We start from the raw sequence: 18,128 nt of genomic DNA on the forward strand, positions 1-18,128 counted from the left end.
GATTATTTACTGTTCGAAACAGAGTCAGCTGATAAGGTGCTGAAGTCGATCGCCTTGCCCGTGCAACCAAACAGTTCGAACTTTTTCAGCATAAATTTTTTGTATTCCTCCATAAAAATCTTCCCCGGGGTTGTTGGGGCAAATTCGTCGGGGCGGTCGCGAAAGAACTCCCGGTTCACCATCGTCCAAAGCAGCCGGGTGTCGGTAGCAATGTTGATCTTGCAAATACCCAGCGGGATCGCTCTCTTTACCTCTTCTTCCTGTACGCCTTTGGCATCGGTTTTCAATTGGCCGCCGGCTGCGTTAATGCGTTCGATCACTTCGGGAACCACATTCGAGCCACCATGCAGTACGAGCGGGAAGCCTGGCAGGCGCTGCTGGATTTCTTCGAGAATATGAAATTGTAACCCTTGCCCGCCCGAAAATTTATAGGCTCCGTGGCTGGTTCCTACCGCAATGGCCAGGCTGTCGCAATCTGTGGCTTTCACAAAATCCTCGACTTGCTGTGGATTGGTATAAAATGAATGAGCCGCATCCACCGTCAGGTCGTCTTCCACTCCGGCCAGTACGCCGAGCTCGGCTTCCACGCTCATCCCTTTGGCATGCGCGGCAGTCACCACGGCTTTGGTACGGGCTACATTTTTTTCAAAACTGTCGTGCGAGGCATCGATCATCACGGAAGTATAGCCGCCTTTTCCGATGGCGTCGAAAATATGTTCTTCGTAACCATGGTCCATATGGATCGCATACGTAACCCGCGGGTAAATGCGCGCCGCAGCGCCTATCATGGACAGGAGCATGTCTGCGTTGGCATAATCGCGTGCAAAGGGCGTTGTTTGTACGATAAATGGCGCATCAGCTTCTTGCGCAGCAGCGAAAAGTCCATGGATTTCTTCCATGAAAAACACATTCACAGCCGGTATCGCATAGCGGCCATAGCATTTATCAAAGAGTTGGCGAGTTGTCAGTAGCATTGGAATGGTTACCAGAATATCGTGTATAAAGCTGCCAGCACACCGCATATCAGCACCGAGCCTACCACAAAGCTCTTGCCGGGCTGGAACATCGAAGCCTCGATATCGAGACTCTTCGGATTGTTCCCGCTTTTTGGATCGGCAAGGGAAATGGCGGCGATAACGGCACAGAGGATCAGGAAAATGTAGCCCATCCGGTCGAGGAACGGGATTTCGGGATACAAAAACTTGCCGGCCGTCGAGAGTGGGATCGTCAGCAATGCAGCCGTTAATGCAGCGGCCGATGTGGTCCTTTTCCAGAACATACCGAGAATGAATATCGCAAATACACCCGGGGTAATAAAGCTGCTGTATTCCTGAATGAACTGGTAGGCCTGGTCGAGCACGCGGAGCTGCGGGGCGATGAGTATACCGATACCCATCGCGACGTAGATCGTGTAGCGGCCCACCCGTACGAGCTGGCGTTCTGAGGCGTGCGGGGCAATGTACTGTTTATAAATGTCTAATGTAAATATCGTTGAGATACTGTTTGCTTTACCAGCAAGCGAGGCAACTATGGCAGCTGTAAGCGCCGCAAATGCCATTCCTTTTAATCCGGCAGGTAATAAATTGAGCAGAACCGGATAAGCGTGATCAGGTTTCACTACACCGCCGTCGAGCATTTCCTGTTGGAACATGCCATTTTGGTATAAAACAAATGCGGCAATGCCCGGAATAACCACGATAATCGGGATGAGCAGTTTGAGCAATGCAGCGAAAAGAATGCCTTTCCGGGCGGTGGGCAAACTGGCTCCGAGGCTGCGCTGGATAATATACTGGTTACAACCGAAATAGGCCAGGTTATTGATCCACATTGCGCCGATGATCACTGATAACCCCGGCAGGTCTTTATAGAACGGGTTCTCTTTCGGCAAGATCATATGGAAATGCGAATCGGCTTGCTCTTTCAGCAATGCGAGCGCGTTAAAAAGGCCCGGCCGGTTGAAATGCTGTGATACGAGGTCCAATGCAAGGTAAGTAGTCGCCAAGCCCCCGAGCACAAGCACAATTACCTGTACGACATCCGTATATCCGATCACTTTCATCCCGCCGATCGTAATCACAACCGCGAAAATCCCCAGGCCCACGATACCGTAATTGAAATCCAGCCCCGCCGTCACTTCCAGTGCGAGCGCACCGAGGTACAGGATCGATGTCAGGTTCACAAAAACATATAATAAGAGCCAGAAAACCGCCATGATCGTCGCGACCGTCGGGTTGTACCGCTGCCGCAAGAATTGCGGCATGGTGTAGATCTTGTTTTTCAGATACACCGGCAGAATAAACAACGCCACGACGATGAGCGAAGCCGCAGCCATCCATTCGTACGAAGAAATGGCCAGGCCAATCGCAAATCCCGACCCCGACATCCCGATAAAGTGCTCGGCAGAAATGTTCGAGGCGATGATCGAAGCTCCGATCGCCCAGAACGTCAGCGAGCCTTCTGCGAGGAAGTAATCAGTTGAACTGACCTCTTTCGAGCTTTTCTTTTTATAAATCCAGTAACCGTAAGCGGAAACGCCTATCAGATAGATGAAAAAAACTACATAATCCAGCGATTGCAGACCGGTTGTGGACATTCTTGAAAAAGGGTTAGTTGGTTAGATCGGGATTCGAACTGTTTGTAGAAGGCTCAAACTTATGAATTTTTAAACAGTTCCTGCTTACACCTGAACGGTCGCATATTGCAGCACCTCGTCCAGCTTTACGTTCCTGCCTTCGGTCAGTGACTTCATGGCCGCGATACCGATAGCGGTTGCCATCAGGCCGTCATGCGCATCCACAGGCGACGGAGTGTCTTTCAACACGCAATCGATGAACGTTTTAAGGCAGACGCGGTAGGCTGTTTCGTACCTTTCGAGGAAGAAATGCAGTGGCAGCGAGCTGTGGCCTCCACTGCTGTCGAAATGGATGAGGGTGTCCGTTGTATTGTTTTCCGCTTTCGCCATTCCTTTCGAACCAAAGATTTCCAGGCGCTGGTCGTAGCCGTACACCGCCTTGCGGCTGTTGTCGATGACGCCTATTGCACCGTTTTCGAAGGTTAACACGATTACAGCTGTATCGATATCGCCGAATTCCTTAATCTCCGGGTGAATAAGCGCATCGCCTTTCACAAATACCTCTTTCACTTCGCTGCCTACGATGTAGCGTGCCATGTCGAAGTCGTGAATGGACATGTCGAGGAAAATTCCGCCCGAAACTTTCAGGTATTCCACTGGCGGCGGCGCCGGGTCGCGGCTGGTAATGCGCAGGATATGAGGCTCACCGATCTTATCGTTTGCGACCAGATGCCTTACATTGTTGAAGTTGGCATCGAACCGGCGATTAAAGCCGAGCATTAGCTTCACATTGTTGTCAGAAACCGCCTTTTCCGCTGCCTGGATGGCTTCCAGGGTTACATCAAGGGGTTTTTCACAGAAAATATGCTTCCCTTTTTCAGCGGCCGCCACGGTATAAGGCACGTGAACAGGGGTAGGAGAGCAAATGATCACCGCTTCCACATCGGGGTGGTTGATCACGTCATAAGCATCCGTAACGACCTCCGGAACTCCCAGGTCACGAGCGAATGCATGTGCGGCAGGCGAGAGGTCGGAGGCGATGATTACTTCCGCGTCAGGCATATGGTGCACAAGGTTGCTAAGGTGGATCTGGCCAATCCGGCCCAGTCCGATCACACCGGTTTTAAGTTTTTTTGTCATCTTATAGTATTGCGAGCGAGTTGCATCCGTCGACTCAAGTCGACGGTAAAAGATTTAGAAAAGATTAAATTTCTAGCCGTCGACTTAAGTCGACGGGAAAAGATTATTAAATATTGAGTTTTAAAACTTCCTGTTCCATTCTTTCAGCCAGCGCTCGATCACCACTTTCGTTTGGGTGAAGAATTCGACTGCGTGCTTGCCCTGGCCGTGGAGGTCGCCATAGAAGCTATCCTTCCAGCCCGAGAATGGAAACTGCGCCACAGGGGCGGCTACACCGATGTTAATACCAATATTACCAGCCTCGGCTTCGTGACGGAAGCGACGCGCATTCAAACCGCTGTTTGTGAAAATGCAGGCCATATTGCCGTATCTCCCCGAATTGATAAAGCGGATCGCCTCGTCGATCGTATTGATATGCACCAGACTTAATACAGGTCCGAAAATTTCGGTCGCTGCCAGTTCGCCGTCAAGCGGAATATCTTCAATGATAGTCGGGGCGATGAAGTTACCGTTTTCGTAGCCACTGACTTGGGTGTTTCTACCATCCACCAGTAGGCGGCCTCCTTCGTGCAAACCCTTTTCAATCAGGCTATTGACGCGATTTTTGCTTTCGGCGGTGATTACTGGCCCCATCAGCACATCAGAGTCGAGCCCGAAGCCGGTTTTGCGATTTTTAGCTGATTCTACCAGGCTTTCGGTAATGTCTTTGTGCTCGCCCACGGTGATGATGGTTGAAGCGGCGAGGCAGCGCTGTCCCGCGCAGCCGTAAACGCTGTCGATCACGATTTGTGAAGTCATATCGATATCCGCATCCGGGAGCACGATCACGGGGTTTTTAGCACCACCCTGCGCTTGCACGCGCTTGCCGTTGGCCGAGCCTTTGGCATACACATAACGGGCCACATTGGAAGATCCTACAAAGCTGATCCCCTTGATTACCGGGTGTTCGAGAATGGCATCCACCGTCTCGCGAGCGCCTTGCACGAGGTTCAGCACGCCTTTGGGAAGGTCAAGCTGCTCCATCAATCCGACGATCTTGGTCATTGTTAGCGGCACTTTTTCCGACGGTTTGATAATGTAGCTATTTCCGCAAGCGAGTGCGTAGGGGAGGAACCAGAACGTAATCATGCCCGGGAAGTTGAACGGCGCAATGCACGCGCACGGGCCCAGCGGCTGGCGGATCATATATTCGTCGATACCTTTGGCAATATCCTCCGAAAATTCACCCTGGATCAGCGTGGGCATACCGCAGGCATTCTCCACGTTCTCGATCGCGCGTACCATTTCAGCTCTCGCCTCGATGAACGTTTTTCCGGATTCCAGCACGATAGTTCGTGCAATATCGTCGGCGTTGTCTTCGAGGATTGTTTTTAGCTTAAACAAATATTGCACGCGCTTCGAAACGGGCGTATTTCTCCACTCTTGAAAACCTTCCTGGGCAGCCGCTGCGGCATCGGCAACGTCTTGTGCGGTGCCATACGGTACTTTCGCCAACACTTCCTGATTAGCAGGGTTCAGCACATCCACGTAGTTGTCGGAATGGCTGTCGACCCAGCGGCCGTTGATGTAATTCTGTAATTTTTCCATTTGTATTTTAAACTTATAATCCTCCGTATCCTTTCACGAACTCCATTACTTCATCATAGGTAGGCATGAAATTCGCGCAACCTTCGCGGGTGACGATGATTGCACCGCATGCATTGCCCATTCTCACACTCTGGTACAAATCCCAGCCACGCAGCAGCCCGAACGAAAAGCCGGCGCAGAATGCATCGCCCGCCCCCAATACATTCAAAACCTCGACCGGGAAACCGGGCACTTTTACTTCCTCCTTACCGGGTTGGAAAATGGATGCGCCGTCCTTGCCCCGTTTCACGACCAGCGTTTCTACCCCAGAATGCAGGATTTCGCTAATCGCATTCTCAATATTCCCCCGGATTTCCGGCGCTGATATTTGCTGGTGTTTGATTAAAAGCTGCTCCTTATCGGTCAGGAATGTGGCGAGAATTTCTTCCTCCGTTCCTACCACGATATTGAAGCTTCCCAAAGCCGCGCGGATCGTAACCCCGAATGCACGGGGGTCGAACCACTGGTCGGCGCGAAAATCGATGTCCAGCAGCCGGGTAACACCGCTCTTTTTCGCTAATTCCAGCGCATAGAACATGGCCGTCCGGCTTGGATCTTTGCTGAATGCGGTTCCCGAAAACGCCGCGGCTTTGAAATCCTGGAACGGTATCGCGGATACGTGATCGATATTCAGGTTGATATCCGCGCAGTTTTCGCGGTAATAAACGAGCGGGAAGCGGTCGGGTGGCTCGATTCCCAGCACCACGGCCGAGCTGCGGGTGCCTTCGATGACCGGAACCCATTCGGTAGCAATGCCTTCATTGTCGAGGAAATGTTTGATGAAATTTCCGACCTGGTCATTTCCTATGCCGGTCAGGATAGCCGTTTCCAGGCCAAGCCGCCGACTACCCGTGGCGATATTGAGCGGACAGCCGCCCACAAAAGCATTGAATGCCTCGATTTTTTCAAAAGGGCTACCCACGTTGGCCGAATAGAGGTCAATGGACGAGCGGCCAAGGGTTAGAAGATCGTATTTGCGCATGTTAATGGTTATTTGAAACGCCTATCCGTTCATTTCAGCGGTGACGATCGGTAATCTGGGATCGGTGCCTTTCCAGCTTCCGTAAATCCAGTCGTGGTCGGGATCGGATGTGTTGGCGAGCGACTGGTCGCTACCGGCAAGGAAATTGAGGTAATATACATTGTAACCATGGCCGGCCACCACCGGGTGATAGCCCTTGGGGACCAATACCGCCTCATTGTTTTTCACCCGAACAATTTCATCCAGCGAATGGTCTTCTGTATAAACTTGCTGGATCGCGTAGCCTTGTGGTTTGTCGATTTTATAGAAATAGATTTCTTCTAGATTCGCTTCGAGCAGGTTGCCTTCCGCATCTACCTTGCGCTCGTCGTGCTTGTGCGCGGGGAATGAGCTCCAATTTCCGGAAGGAGTATAGACTTCCACGCAAACGATCTTGTGACAGCCAAAGCCTGGTTCCAGCAGGCTGTTGATCTGGCGGTTGGCGTTATCTCCGCCGCGGTATTCTATAGCAGCTTCCTCAGGGCGCTTCATGCGCGGCGGATGGTCTTCGTCGGACAGCACTTTGCAAATTGCAATGTCGGTACCAGGCGACTGGGCCGTGAGTATAAACGGCGTCCGGCGCGAGAGGTACATCGCATGGCCTATCCCGCTGAACACGTCCTTGCGGCCATTACCCGTTTCCCAGACCTGCCCGGCAGCCTCCACCTTGAAATTTCCGCCCAGTAATGCGAAGCAATATTCATAATCGCCCGTATCACCCACGATTTGTTCGCCCGCTTCCAGTATTTTAGCTTCGAAGTTCAGGTACGTCCAGCCTGCCTGTTCGGCGGTGAGGGAATGATAGGTCTTGTCGTGTGTTCGGGGCTTGATCAGCAGGTCACTCATTGTGGTAAATCCATTACATTTGCACAATGATAGTGTTGTATAAATTAAACACAAAATGTAAATATGTTAATATTGAATGCAAACGTTTGAAAAAATTTCAAAGATTTAATTGCCATATTCCAACTCATGAATTCCTCACGTCCTGTTACGATCAAAGACATTGCACGCCGTTTCCGGTGCTCTCCATCCACGGTTTCCCGCGCGCTGAACGACCATCCGGCCATCAATGAAGATACCCGGAAAAACATCCAGGAATATGCCAAAGAGGTAGGTTACCAGCGTAACGAAGTGTCGCTGAGCCTGCTGAACAAAAAGACCGCGTCGCTGGGTGTGGTGGTACCGACAATCAGCAATTACTACGAAACCGCGGTGATCGAAGGCCTTCACACGGTGTTACAGCCAATGGGTTACACGCTCAATATCTGCGTGACGAATGAAAGTTACCTGCTTGAAAAGGAATCGCTCTCAAAGCTCCTATCCAACCGCACAGAAGGGATATTTCTGTCCGTTTCGCAAGAGACATACGACGCAGGTTACTACGAGCATTTGGAAAACGTGATCCAGCGTAAAACGCCGCTGATCTTCATCGATCGCGAATATGAGGATTTTGAAACAAGCCGCGCCACGGTCGACGATTACCACGGGGCATTCGCGGCGGTAGAGCATTTGATTTCAATAGGTTATAAGCAAATAGCGCATTTGAAAGGTCCTAACGGCCTCACCGTTTCCGAACAGCGTTTCAAAGGGTATATCAATTGTCTCAAAAAATACAATATGCCTATTCGTGAGGACCTGATTCTGAATACCAATTTCAATGTAGAAAGCGCCATTCTTCCTACCAAGCGCCTGCTCGAACTGGCATCGCCGCCCGACGCGATCTTCGGCGTGAACGACCAGGTTGCCATCGGTGCCATGCGCGTGGCCAAGGATAAAGGCCTTCGTATTCCCCAGGATATCGGGCTTGTGGGGTTTGACAACTCGCCTATTTCGGCTTACACATTCCCGTCGCTCACCACCGTCCACCGACCCGGCCGGAAGATCGGTATGGAAGCTTCTCGTTTGTTTCTCAATCAGTTGAATGGCTCGGGCGATTTCGCGCCCGAGAGCATTGTGCTGCCATCCGAGCTGGTGATCAGGGAGTCGTCGCTGCGGATTTAGGTTGTGTGTGGATGTAAAAAAGCCGGTCGGAACATGCTCCGACCGGCTTTTTTTATCTAAAATTTCAAAAATCAATATCCATCATTCTGCTTCAAATATCCCGGGAGGTTCGATGCGCCGTCGATGGCGGTTTGCGGGATAGGGAAGATGCGTTTCTTCACGTCGGAATTGGTTTTTTCGGTCCATTTGCCTTCGTACTTGCCGAAACGGATCATGTCCGGGCGACGGAGCATTTCCCAGTAGAATTCGAAGCCGCGCTCACGGAACAACAGGTCGAGGGTGATGCTGTTCAATGCGGGAGGCGCGAGCGTTTTCGTGCGTGAAGCACGCACAAGGTTTACATCGGCGAGGGCACCGGCGGCATCGTTGCTTTTGCGGAGTTTCGCTTCTGCGCGCATAAGGTAAATGTCCGCCAGACGTGCGATAACGATATCCGCCTCGCCACGGTTACGGCCCGTGTTCGACTTGCTGCTGAACTCGTATTTTTCCACACGGTAGCCCGTGTTGTAGTTGCTTCCCGCAGTGGTGAAGTCGATCAGTTCGGAGAAACTTACGGGCAAATCGGCGCGGTTGCGTGTCACGTAACTCAGTTTTCCTACTTTCAACTTGCCGTCGGGACAGCGGAGGAATGCGCCATTCACACGCAATGCGCCATATTGCTGACCTCTGAGGATACCGCGGTTGATTTTGTAATCGGCGTCAGCTACGCAGGTATCGGCCGCATTCGAGTAAATAGACAGGTTCTGCTGATAAAAACGCGGGTCACGCGATGGGTCGACAGCGCCGTAGGCTTGTACCCAGCTCTGGTAAAAATCGGAAGTGATACCAGGACCGTCGGTGCCGTTCGCCGTAGGGAATTCGGCCAGTGGGAACTGGTCGCCGGAGATCGAGAAGTAGGCCATACGGTTATGCCCGTTCAATTCGGCGCGCTGATCTACCGCGAAAATGATTTCTTCGTTGGTATGGTTGGCGTTGCCGAAGATCGCGAAATAGTCCGCCGACAGCTTCGCCTGGCCTGAGTTGATCACTTTGTCGGTGTACTGGATCACTTTATCCATATCCTCGGCTTTGAAATCGAATGTAGTACCGTAAATGTTGCGATACACGGCGGCATTCAGGTTCAGCCGGGCCAGCAAGCTCCATACAGCAGCCTGGTTAAGACGGCCAGGGCCAACTACCGACTTCGGCTGCAAAGTTGGTTCAACAGCCAGCAGTTCGCTTTCGATGTATTTTACAGCTTCGTCGCCACGGATGATCGTCGAAGTAGTCCCCGGATCGTCCTTTACAAATACAATACCGAACAGGTCGAGCATCACCATATTGTAATAGGCGCGCATACCGCGGGCCTCAGCGGTGTAAAGTGCCGCGTTGGGCGACTTAGCGCTTTTCAGGCCTTCAATCGCCGTGATACACCTCGAAATAGACTGCACCAGCTGGTTCCAGGTGTTGTTCACGTTCGGATCGGTGCTGGTGGTGTTGTGTGCGTGTAACGCCAGGTAAATGCCGTTATCGCCCCAGTCGGTTCCGCCGCGGTACGGCAGAATCGCCTCGTCAGTAGAAATTTCCTGCAATGCAAAATACGTGGTATGCTGGAAAAGGTTGGGCAGCAAGGCATAAGTAGGTGCCAGTAGCCCGTTGACGGTCTCTTCTTCCGAAAGATTTGCGGTGAGCGTTTCGTCCAGCACTTGTTCTTTCAGGTCGGTACAAGCGTTGCTGAGCATGAGCAAGCCTGCGACCGTAAATATGGTTGATAGTTTCTTCTTCATGGGTCAATAATTAAAAGCCAAGATTGATCGAGAAAATGACAGTTTTCGCTTTCGGATAGCTCAGGTAATCGATACCGTAAGAGGTAATGCCGGCGATCGAACGGTCGTTGTTAACTTCCGGGTCGTAGCCATTGTACTTGGTCCACAATGCCAGATTCTGGCCGGTTACCGAAATGCGGGCTGTCGGTACCCATCTGTTGATGCCCAACTTCGTCGTATTGAGATTATAGCCTAAAACCAGGTTGTTCAACCTCAGATAAGCACCGCTTTTGAGATACCTCGTGGATACACCCGCCGCGTTGTTCACAGATTCCGAAGGCGCTTCAAGTGCTTCCGGCGTTACGTTCACGCCTTTCGATAATTTCAGCTTGTAGAAGTTCGAGTTCGCCGTGTTGTCGTACACCTTGTTACCAGCGACCCCATTGAAGTTGGCGCTTAGGTCAAAGCCTTTGAAACTGATGTTTCCGTTGAAGTTGTACATGCGGGTTGGCAATGCTGTACCGGCCACGATGCGGTCGGCGTCGTTGACAATGCCATTGCCGTCCACGTCGCGGAACTTGCTGATGCCATTCTCGTCAAAACCGATGAACTCTTTCAGATAGAACGAGCCGATGGCTTCGCCATTGATATAACCGTTGATCGTCGCCGAGGTCAAACCCGATCCTTGCGCCGAACCCGACGGGATTACCGTGTAAGGCGAGTGCTCCACGCGGTTCTTGATGAATGTGATATTTCCGCCTACCGCGTATCTCAAACCGTTTTCGAGCGTCTTGCGGTAATTTAGGTCAAATTCCAGGCCTTGGTTAACGATCTGCATATCAGGAACATTCGTCCAGAAAGTACCGGCCGGCTGAACGGGGTCGGCGGGGATCACTTCGAGCAGCATCTTTTCAGATACCTTTCTGAAATAGTCGATTTCCCCGCTCAAAGCGCCTTTGAACAAACCGAAATCAAGCCCTAAGTCGGTCTGTTTGGAAACCTCCCATTGAATGTTGGGGTTGGCCAGACGCGTATAGGTAGTTCCGCCCGGGTAGGTGGTCCCGCCGTCGAGGGGGTAGCTGGCTGTTCCTGAAACGACCGACGTAAACCGTGCCTGGGTAATTTTCGAAGGGATCTCCTGGTTACCCGTCAATCCCCAGCCTGCGCGAAGTTTCAGCTCCGAGAAAGGCGACGACTTCATGAAAGGTTCTTCGGAAATCCTCCAACCTGCCGAGAATGAAGGGAAAGATCCGTATTTGTTGTTAGAACCGAATTTCGAAGAACCGTCGATACGCAATGTCGCGGTGAGCAGGTACTTGTCTTTGAAACCGTAGCTCGCGCGGCCGAAGAACGATTGCAGCTCATTGATCGTCGCGAAACCGCCTGGCTGGTTCAGCACGAGCGAAAGATCTTGTCCGAGGCCGGGATTGTAAATCGGCTCGATGTCAGAGATCGGGAATTTGTTGATGCTGAAATTGCGGCTCTGAATGAAAATGCGCTGGTAGGAATGACCGAGCAACGCATTGAGGCTGTGCACTTTCGTGTTCAACGTGTAGGTCAGGTAATTTTCGATCAGCCGGTTGGTATTGCGCAGGCCATAGTTTTCCAAACGTCCTACCTCGGCTGGAATAGTGCTAGGCAAGGTTTGTTTATCCTGGGTAGCCGTTGAATTATCAATGCCGAAGTTCAGCTTATAAACGAGCCCGTCGATAATCTTCACCGATGGCGATATGCTTGCCAGTACCCTGTTGGTGGTGAGGATTTCTTTGTATTGCTGCAAAGTGAACAGCGGGTTCGTGAAATCCTGGTATTGAACCAGTTTCCCGTTTGCGTCGTAAGGCGCATAGGTAGGGTTGATTGTCAGGGCACTGCCGATCACTCCCTGGATATTCGGGCGTTGGTTCTTGGTATTCGTAGCATTCAGGTTGAAATCCAGTGTCACGCGGTCCTCAAATAATTTCTGAGAAAGGTTTACACGACCGGTATAACGGTTCTGCTGACTGTTTTTCAGGATACCTTGCTGTTTCTGCGAACCAAACGACGCGTAATAGGTCATTTTTTCGCTACCGCCGCCAATCGATACATTATGGTTGTGCGTAGTGGCGGTCCGGAAGATTTCTTTTTGCCAGTCTGTGTTGGCTTTGCCGTCGGCCACAGTAGCGCCGAGTTTGGCAGCCTCCGTCAAAAACTCTGGCCCGGAGAGCACATCCAGCGGGCGGGCCACGTTAGAAATACCCAGGCTTCCCGAGTACGTAACGCTGGCCTGGCCCGATTTGCCTTTTTTAGTGGTAATCAGAATGACCCCGTTTGCACCCCGTGCACCGTAAATGGCTGTTGCAGAGGCGTCTTTCAAAACATCGATAGACTCGATATCCTGCGGGTTCAGGAAGTTGAGCGGGTTGGCGTCGCCACCGGTACCGCTGTTATCGAGCGCCATACCATCCACGACGAACAATGGTGTACTGCCAGTACGCACACCGCCCGGACCGCGAACAGTAATGTTGGTCTTACCGCCCGGCTCACCTGTTGCCGACGTAATATTCACACCGGAAACCTTTCCTTGCAGCAATTGCTCGGGGGAGTTGATGATCCCCTGGTTGAATTCCGCACTTTTCAGCGACTTCACCGAACCTGTAATGTCCTTTTTGGTAGTGCTGCCGTAACCGACAACCACCACTTCGCTGAGGTTGGATGCCGATTCTTTTAACTTAATTTGGATTGAACTGGCATTGCTTTCAGTCAAAAGAAAGTCTTTTAACGATTGCTTTTCAAAGCCGATGTAGCTGAATTCAAGATTGTACCGCTGGCCGGTTTGCAAGTTTGCGAAACTGAATGATCCTGATTCATTGGTAGTTGCGCCTTGCTTGTTATTGCCGTTGGCATCGGAAATAACGACGGTAACACCGGGTAACCCCTCGGACGAACCTTCTGTGGTGACTTTTCCGGTGAGGGTAACTTCCTGCATGGTGTTCATGTTGGTTTCAACATGCTTTCTGGGCTGGTCTTTGGGAACCGGTATTTCGGCTGCGGCAATGGTATGAAGGCCGCAAACGGCCGTAACCTGCATAAGGCAGTTTCGGATTATCCCGGTCCTGACTGATAGAGTCGAAGTCTTTCTCATAGTCGTGGATTATTGGATTTTACAGTGAATAGAATGTTGGAGCAGAAAGGAATTTTAATCATAGAGGAAAATTTGATAGTAATAAGTTACAAGATTACAGTTGTATTTTTAAAATAATTAATAGCAATAACTTTATAGACAATGCAAACGTTTGAAATTCTGTGCAAACGTTTGAAAAAATATGAAGATTAAATTGGATGAAATTAATATTGCTTTCTGTGGTGTAGGAATAGTGATTCTAAATCGTCCCAAAGTCTAATTGGGATCTGGAAAGTTGCATTAAAGCGACATTTCATGCCAAAAATGGCATTGTGAAGAAGAATAAATGAAGGAATGGGTTTTAAGGAATTGTTAAATCCTCGATTGGCGAGGTAGCGTTGGATTGCGATAGGGGCAGGATCGGAGGAGTGGTCCGAAGAGGGAAACGGGGCGAAAAGAAAGAAAGTGAAATGCATGGCCGGTCAGGCTACGCTCTCTTCCGGCATAAGTTTGACGGTTAAGCCATAGGCTTTCAGAAGTTCGTGGAGTTCTGCTGATGTTTTAGTATCCATGATCTAAAAATTTATTTGTATAAAGCCTTTTGATTTTCGGGCGCGCGAAGTGGAGAATGTATTGCGCCAATGGGCTAAATCTGTGTGATAGAAGGCGTCCTTTCGGTGCGTTTCCGGATATTGTTTTACAAAATACTCATCTACTACTGTCTTGCGATTTCGCTGATAGTCTCGTGGAAAGTCAATTTCCCGTGTGCGGTTTTATTTTTAGTTTAAATATACCAAAAATAAAACGCTAAACATCCTGCCTCAATACCTCTAATGGCGGCCGGGACAGGATGCCGCGGCTGTTGAGCAAACCGATGATTACAGTTAGCAAAGAGACAAAAAGGAAAATCAGCACTACCGGCCCGGGCTCCGGGTTGAATTCGGATTCGAAGTTGAATTTTGCGAGGCAAAAGCTTCCGATCATGGCAATAAGGATGCCGGTGAATGCGGCGAACGCGCCGAGGAAGAAGTATTCCAAAGCGGTGATGACAAATATCTGTTTCCGGCTTGCGCCCAAAGTCCGCAGGAGCACGCTCTCCTGGATGCGCTGGTATTTGCTGATCATGACGGACGCAATAAGGACGATCAGCCCGGTGAGAATGCTGAAACCGGCCATGAAGCGAATTACGAAGCCTATTTTGTTGAAAATATCATCCAATACGCGCAGCACGAGTGCCAGGTCGATGATGGAAATATTGGGATATTGCCTAACCAATGCCTGCTGAAACCGGGCCGAAACGGCCGGGTTGGGCACGTGCGTGAGCATTGCGTGGAACTGCGGGGCTTCTTCGAGTACGCCGGTAGGGAATACGACCAGGAAGTTGGTGCGCACTTCACTCCAGTTTACCTCCCGGAAACTCGTGATAGTAGTTGGCATAATGGTGCCCTGTACGTTGAAAACGAGCGTGTCGCCCAGTTCCAGTCGGCTTCTTTCAGCAAAGCCCTGTTCCAGTGAAACGGGGATCAGCTGGGCCGATTTGTCGTATTTGCCCTGCCATTTGCCTTTGGTGATCTTCTCGGAAGAGGTAAGCGAGTCGCGGAATGTAACGCGGTATTCCCGCCCGAAAACGCGGCGCGACTGCTCGGCTGTCGTGTCGCCTTCGAAATCGGAGGCAGTTTTACCGTTAATTTCTTCCAGACGCATATTCACAATGGGTACGCTCTGGTTAATAGGCACGTTTTGCGCCTTCGCGATCGCCAGCACACCGTCTTTTTGATGGCTTTGAATATCGAAAAGCACCATATTGGGCTGGTTGCCGCTGCTCGACAACTTGACGCGGGTGAGCAAGATGGTTTGTATAAAAAAGAGCGTGCAGATCAGCGAAGTACCCAGGCCGACAGATACAATGAGTATGGTAGTCTGATTATTGGGTCGGTACAAATTCGCCAGTCCCTGCCGCCAGAGGTAACTCCATGAAGTAGGGAAGAACCGGCGCACGAGCCACATCAGCAGGGTGGCAATGCCGTACAGGATCAGGAATGAGGCCAAAATGCTGACGGTAAAAATCAATGCCTGCAGCCAGGTTTGCATTTGCAGGAACGAGAAGCCGAAAATGAACAGAACAATCAGCCCGTATAAGGCCCAGCTTACGGCGTCGCGCTCGGGGTGGGAAGCGTCCGAGGCCGAACGGAGCACATTCAGCGGCGACACCTTGCGGATCGATACGAGTGGAGGTAAAGCAAAAAGTATGGAAATAAGTACCCCGATGGCCAGCCCTTGCCCGATAGCCTGCCAGGAAATGTCTGTATTAAGTTCAAATGGCAGTAGGTCTTTCAATACCACCGGTAAAAACTGCTGGATTATTGTTCCAAGAATGGTCCCGAGCACGGTGCCGATCAGCCCTATGCCTGCTATCTGGATAAGATAAATCAAAAACGCCTGCGACGCTTTTACCCCCAGGCAGCGGAGTATCGCGATGGAATTCAGCTTTTCGCGCACATATATATGTATGGCGCTCGCCACGCCAATGCACCCGAGCAGGAGCGCGACGAAACCTACCAGCGACATGAAGCGCGTAAGGTCGCGGAACTCCCGGCCGGTATCCTCTTTCTGGCTTTGAACGGTGTTATAATCGAGGTCGTAGCGCTCGAACTTCGGTTCCAGCGTTTTAACCATTTTTTCGACATCCGTTTTCGCGGGATATTTGAAATAGTACCTGTAACCGACACGGCTGCCTTTTTGCATGAGGCCCGTCCGATCCAGAAAACGCATTGGAATGTACACAACCGGCGCCACCGAAGCGGCGATGCCTGTTGCGCCCGGTGCTTTTTCGAGCACACCCGCTATGGCAAAGGTTACTTCACCGATCCTGATCGAATCCCCGACCTGCGCGCGGTATTGCAGCATGAGCGTCTGATCGACCAACGCTTCCTGCCGGACCCGGAATGTCTTTTCAGCCGAAACAGGAATGGTTTCCAGCTTTCCGTAATAGGGAAAATCGCCGGAGAGTGCTTTTACCTGCGTCAGGCGGCTGCCCCCTCCTTTGTTAAAGTAAACCATCGAAGCAAATGCCCGCTCCTCGGAGCGCACTTTGCCCAGCGAATCGACGAACGTCATCGCTTTCCCTTCGATTTTTTTTCCGCTGTAAATGGAGAGGTCCGCGCCGATGAGCGTGGCCGCCTGGTTATCGATATTGTCGCGCAGGTTGTCGCCGAGCGAGTAAATGGCTACAAGGGCGGCGATACCCAGGATAATAGATGATATAAATAGGGCCAGCCGCGCGCGGTTTTTGCGACTGTCGCGCCAGGCCATTTGCAGTAACCACGAAAGATTGAAAGTATTGGGGTTCATCAGGAATTCATGGTTAGCTGGCCTCCACAATTTTGCCGCCTTTGATGCGGATAATGCGCTGGGTTTTGGCAGCGAGTTCAAGGTCGTGGGTAACGACCACAAGCGTTGTACCTGCCTCGCGGTTGAGGTCGAAAAGCAGTTTTACAACTTTCTCGCTCGTTTCGGCGTCGAGGTTACCGGTTGGCTCGTCGGCAAACAGGATCTGGGGCTGGTTGGAAAACGCGCGTGCCAGTGATACGCGCTGCTGTTCGCCGCCGCTGAGCTGAGTAGGGTAGTGGTGGCTGCGTTCGGCGAGGCCCACTTTGTCGAGCAGGTCGAGCGCGCGGGACTTTACGTTCTTTTCACCACGCAGTTCCATAGGTACCATCACATTTTCCAATGCGGTGAGCGTCGGCAGGAGTTGGAAGTTTTGGAAAATAAAGCCTACGTATTGATTGCGAACAGCGGCGAGCTGATCTTCGGTGAGGCCGTTCAGCCGGGTGCTGTGCAGCTCCACAGTACCGGTCGTCGAACGGTCGAGCCCGGCGCAGAGGCCGAGGAGCGTCGTTTTGCCGCTGCCGGAAGGGCCCACGATCGAGACTGTGGAGCCTGTTTCGATGGAAAAGCTGATATTGTCGAGGACTTTCAGTGTGCGGTCGCCGCTTTTATATATTTTACTGACGTCGTGCAGATCGAGTATGGTATTCATCAATCGTTTTTCTTTTATGTTTGCGTGGTGCCGTGCAGGCAATCGCGAAAGACCTAATTTGGCTCTTTTCGGCTATTGTTTCTCATAAATATAGTTTAAACGGTTTTTAAATGAGAATGAAAGGCCCGGTATGCGTTTTATAACCATAAAATTCGTTCCCTTTCGATATTGATTATGATTGATATGCGTTGTTTCAAGACATTTTTAACATTGTCCTTTCTGGCAGCCGCGCTGTTCTCGTGCAGCGGCGGGAAAAAGGAAGAATCGGGGCAAAAAGCCGATTCTACACATAAAGAAGCCAAAGAACCCGCTGCTCAAAAGAAGATCATCGTGTTTTTCGGCAACAGCCTTACCGCGGCTTACGGCCTCGACGACCCATCGCAGGGCTTTGCGGGGCTTATTCAGAAGCGGATCGATTCGCTGGGGCTTAGCTACAAGGTCGTCAACGCGGGGGTGAGCGGCGAGACCACCTCGGGCGGTAACAGCCGTATCGATTGGTTGCTCAAACAACCGCTCGATGTTTTTGTCCTCGAATTGGGCGGAAACGACGGCCTGCGGGGCATTCCTGTTTCCGAAACCAGAAAGAACCTGCAAGAAATTCTCGATAAGGTGAAAGCCAAATACCCGGATGCCAAGCGGGTGCTCGCAGGAATGCAAATCCCGCCGAATATGGGTCGGAAATACGCTACCGAATTCAAGGACGTTTACGCCGATCTGGCTAAAAAGAATGGTGTGACACTCATTCCGTTCCTGCTCGAAGGGGTAGGGGGGGAATCCCGACTGAACCAGGCAGATGGCATCCACCCCACTGCCGAAGGGCATAAAATCCTCGCCGAGAACGTCTGGATAAGGATTAAAGACTTATTGTAATGAAAGAACCC

The 18,128-nt window shown here is 51.2% G+C and carries 12 protein-coding genes; 2 read left to right on the forward strand and 10 right to left on the reverse strand.

Going from position 1 to position 18,128, the window contains the following annotated elements; genetic code table 11:
- Positions 1 to 2 precede the first annotated feature (2 nt).
- From ACTJJJ_RS18300 to iolB, 6 genes are all read right to left on the reverse strand, one after another.
- Positions 3 to 974 carry a class II fructose-bisphosphate aldolase gene (locus ACTJJJ_RS18300; RefSeq protein WP_188932609.1) on the reverse strand — a complete coding sequence of 324 codons (972 nt, stop codon included), beginning with the start codon at positions 972 to 974 and terminating at the stop codon, positions 3 to 5.
- An 8-nt stretch (positions 975 to 982) separates the two neighbouring features.
- Positions 983 to 2,593, reverse strand: coding sequence for a sodium:solute symporter family transporter (locus ACTJJJ_RS18305; protein ID WP_426293608.1), 1,611 nt, complete (start codon positions 2,591 to 2,593; stop codon positions 983 to 985).
- 84 nt (positions 2,594 to 2,677) lie between these two features.
- Positions 2,678 to 3,712, reverse strand: a complete 1,035-nt coding sequence (gene iolG / locus ACTJJJ_RS18310; RefSeq protein WP_440702610.1) for an inositol 2-dehydrogenase — start codon at positions 3,710 to 3,712, stop codon at positions 2,678 to 2,680.
- Positions 3,713 to 3,832: 120 nt separating this feature from the next.
- Positions 3,833 to 5,299, reverse strand: coding sequence for a CoA-acylating methylmalonate-semialdehyde dehydrogenase (locus tag ACTJJJ_RS18315; protein WP_440702611.1), 1,467 nt, complete (start codon positions 5,297 to 5,299; stop codon positions 3,833 to 3,835).
- Between the two features lie 13 nt (positions 5,300 to 5,312).
- Positions 5,313 to 6,320 (reverse strand): 5-dehydro-2-deoxygluconokinase, encoded by a 1,008-nt coding sequence (gene iolC, locus ACTJJJ_RS18320; protein ID WP_188932605.1) that lies wholly within the window; start codon positions 6,318 to 6,320, stop codon positions 5,313 to 5,315.
- Positions 6,321 to 6,341: 21 nt separating this feature from the next.
- On the reverse strand, positions 6,342 to 7,205 hold the full coding sequence (gene iolB / locus ACTJJJ_RS18325) for a 5-deoxy-glucuronate isomerase (RefSeq protein ID WP_440702612.1): 864 nt from the start codon (positions 7,203 to 7,205) through the stop codon (positions 6,342 to 6,344).
- A gap of 126 nt (positions 7,206 to 7,331) precedes the next feature.
- Here iolB and ACTJJJ_RS18330 point away from each other — a divergent pair, with 126 nt between their 5' ends.
- Complete coding sequence (locus tag ACTJJJ_RS18330; RefSeq protein WP_188932599.1) at positions 7,332 to 8,363, forward strand: LacI family DNA-binding transcriptional regulator; 1,032 nt, start codon at positions 7,332 to 7,334, stop codon at positions 8,361 to 8,363.
- A 71-nt stretch (positions 8,364 to 8,434) separates the two neighbouring features.
- On the opposite strand, the gene ACTJJJ_RS18335 is transcribed toward ACTJJJ_RS18330, so the two are convergent.
- From ACTJJJ_RS18335 to ACTJJJ_RS18350, 4 genes are all read right to left on the reverse strand, one after another.
- Positions 8,435 to 10,129 (reverse strand): RagB/SusD family nutrient uptake outer membrane protein, encoded by a 1,695-nt coding sequence (locus tag ACTJJJ_RS18335; protein WP_188932597.1) that lies wholly within the window; start codon positions 10,127 to 10,129, stop codon positions 8,435 to 8,437.
- A 10-nt stretch (positions 10,130 to 10,139) separates the two neighbouring features.
- A complete protein-coding gene (locus ACTJJJ_RS18340; RefSeq protein ID WP_440702654.1) occupies positions 10,140 to 13,175 on the reverse strand; it encodes a SusC/RagA family TonB-linked outer membrane protein in 3,036 nt (1,011 codons plus the stop codon).
- An 840-nt stretch (positions 13,176 to 14,015) separates the two neighbouring features.
- On the reverse strand, positions 14,016 to 16,559 hold the full coding sequence (locus tag ACTJJJ_RS18345) for an ABC transporter permease (RefSeq protein ID WP_440702613.1): 2,544 nt from the start codon (positions 16,557 to 16,559) through the stop codon (positions 14,016 to 14,018).
- 13 nt (positions 16,560 to 16,572) lie between these two features.
- Positions 16,573 to 17,247: an ABC transporter ATP-binding protein gene (locus ACTJJJ_RS18350; RefSeq protein ID WP_188932590.1), complete on the reverse strand. Its 675-nt coding sequence runs from the start codon at positions 17,245 to 17,247 to the stop codon at positions 16,573 to 16,575.
- 174 nt (positions 17,248 to 17,421) lie between these two features.
- Between ACTJJJ_RS18350 and ACTJJJ_RS18355 the strand changes: the two genes are divergently transcribed.
- Positions 17,422 to 18,117: a GDSL-type esterase/lipase family protein gene (locus ACTJJJ_RS18355; protein ID WP_440702614.1), complete on the forward strand. Its 696-nt coding sequence runs from the start codon at positions 17,422 to 17,424 to the stop codon at positions 18,115 to 18,117.
- Positions 18,118 to 18,128: the final 11 nt, after the last annotated feature.

It is taken from the genome of Dyadobacter sp. 22481 (genome assembly GCF_052044875.1).
GTDB classification, from domain to species: domain Bacteria; phylum Bacteroidota; class Bacteroidia; order Cytophagales; family Spirosomataceae; genus Dyadobacter; species Dyadobacter endophyticus.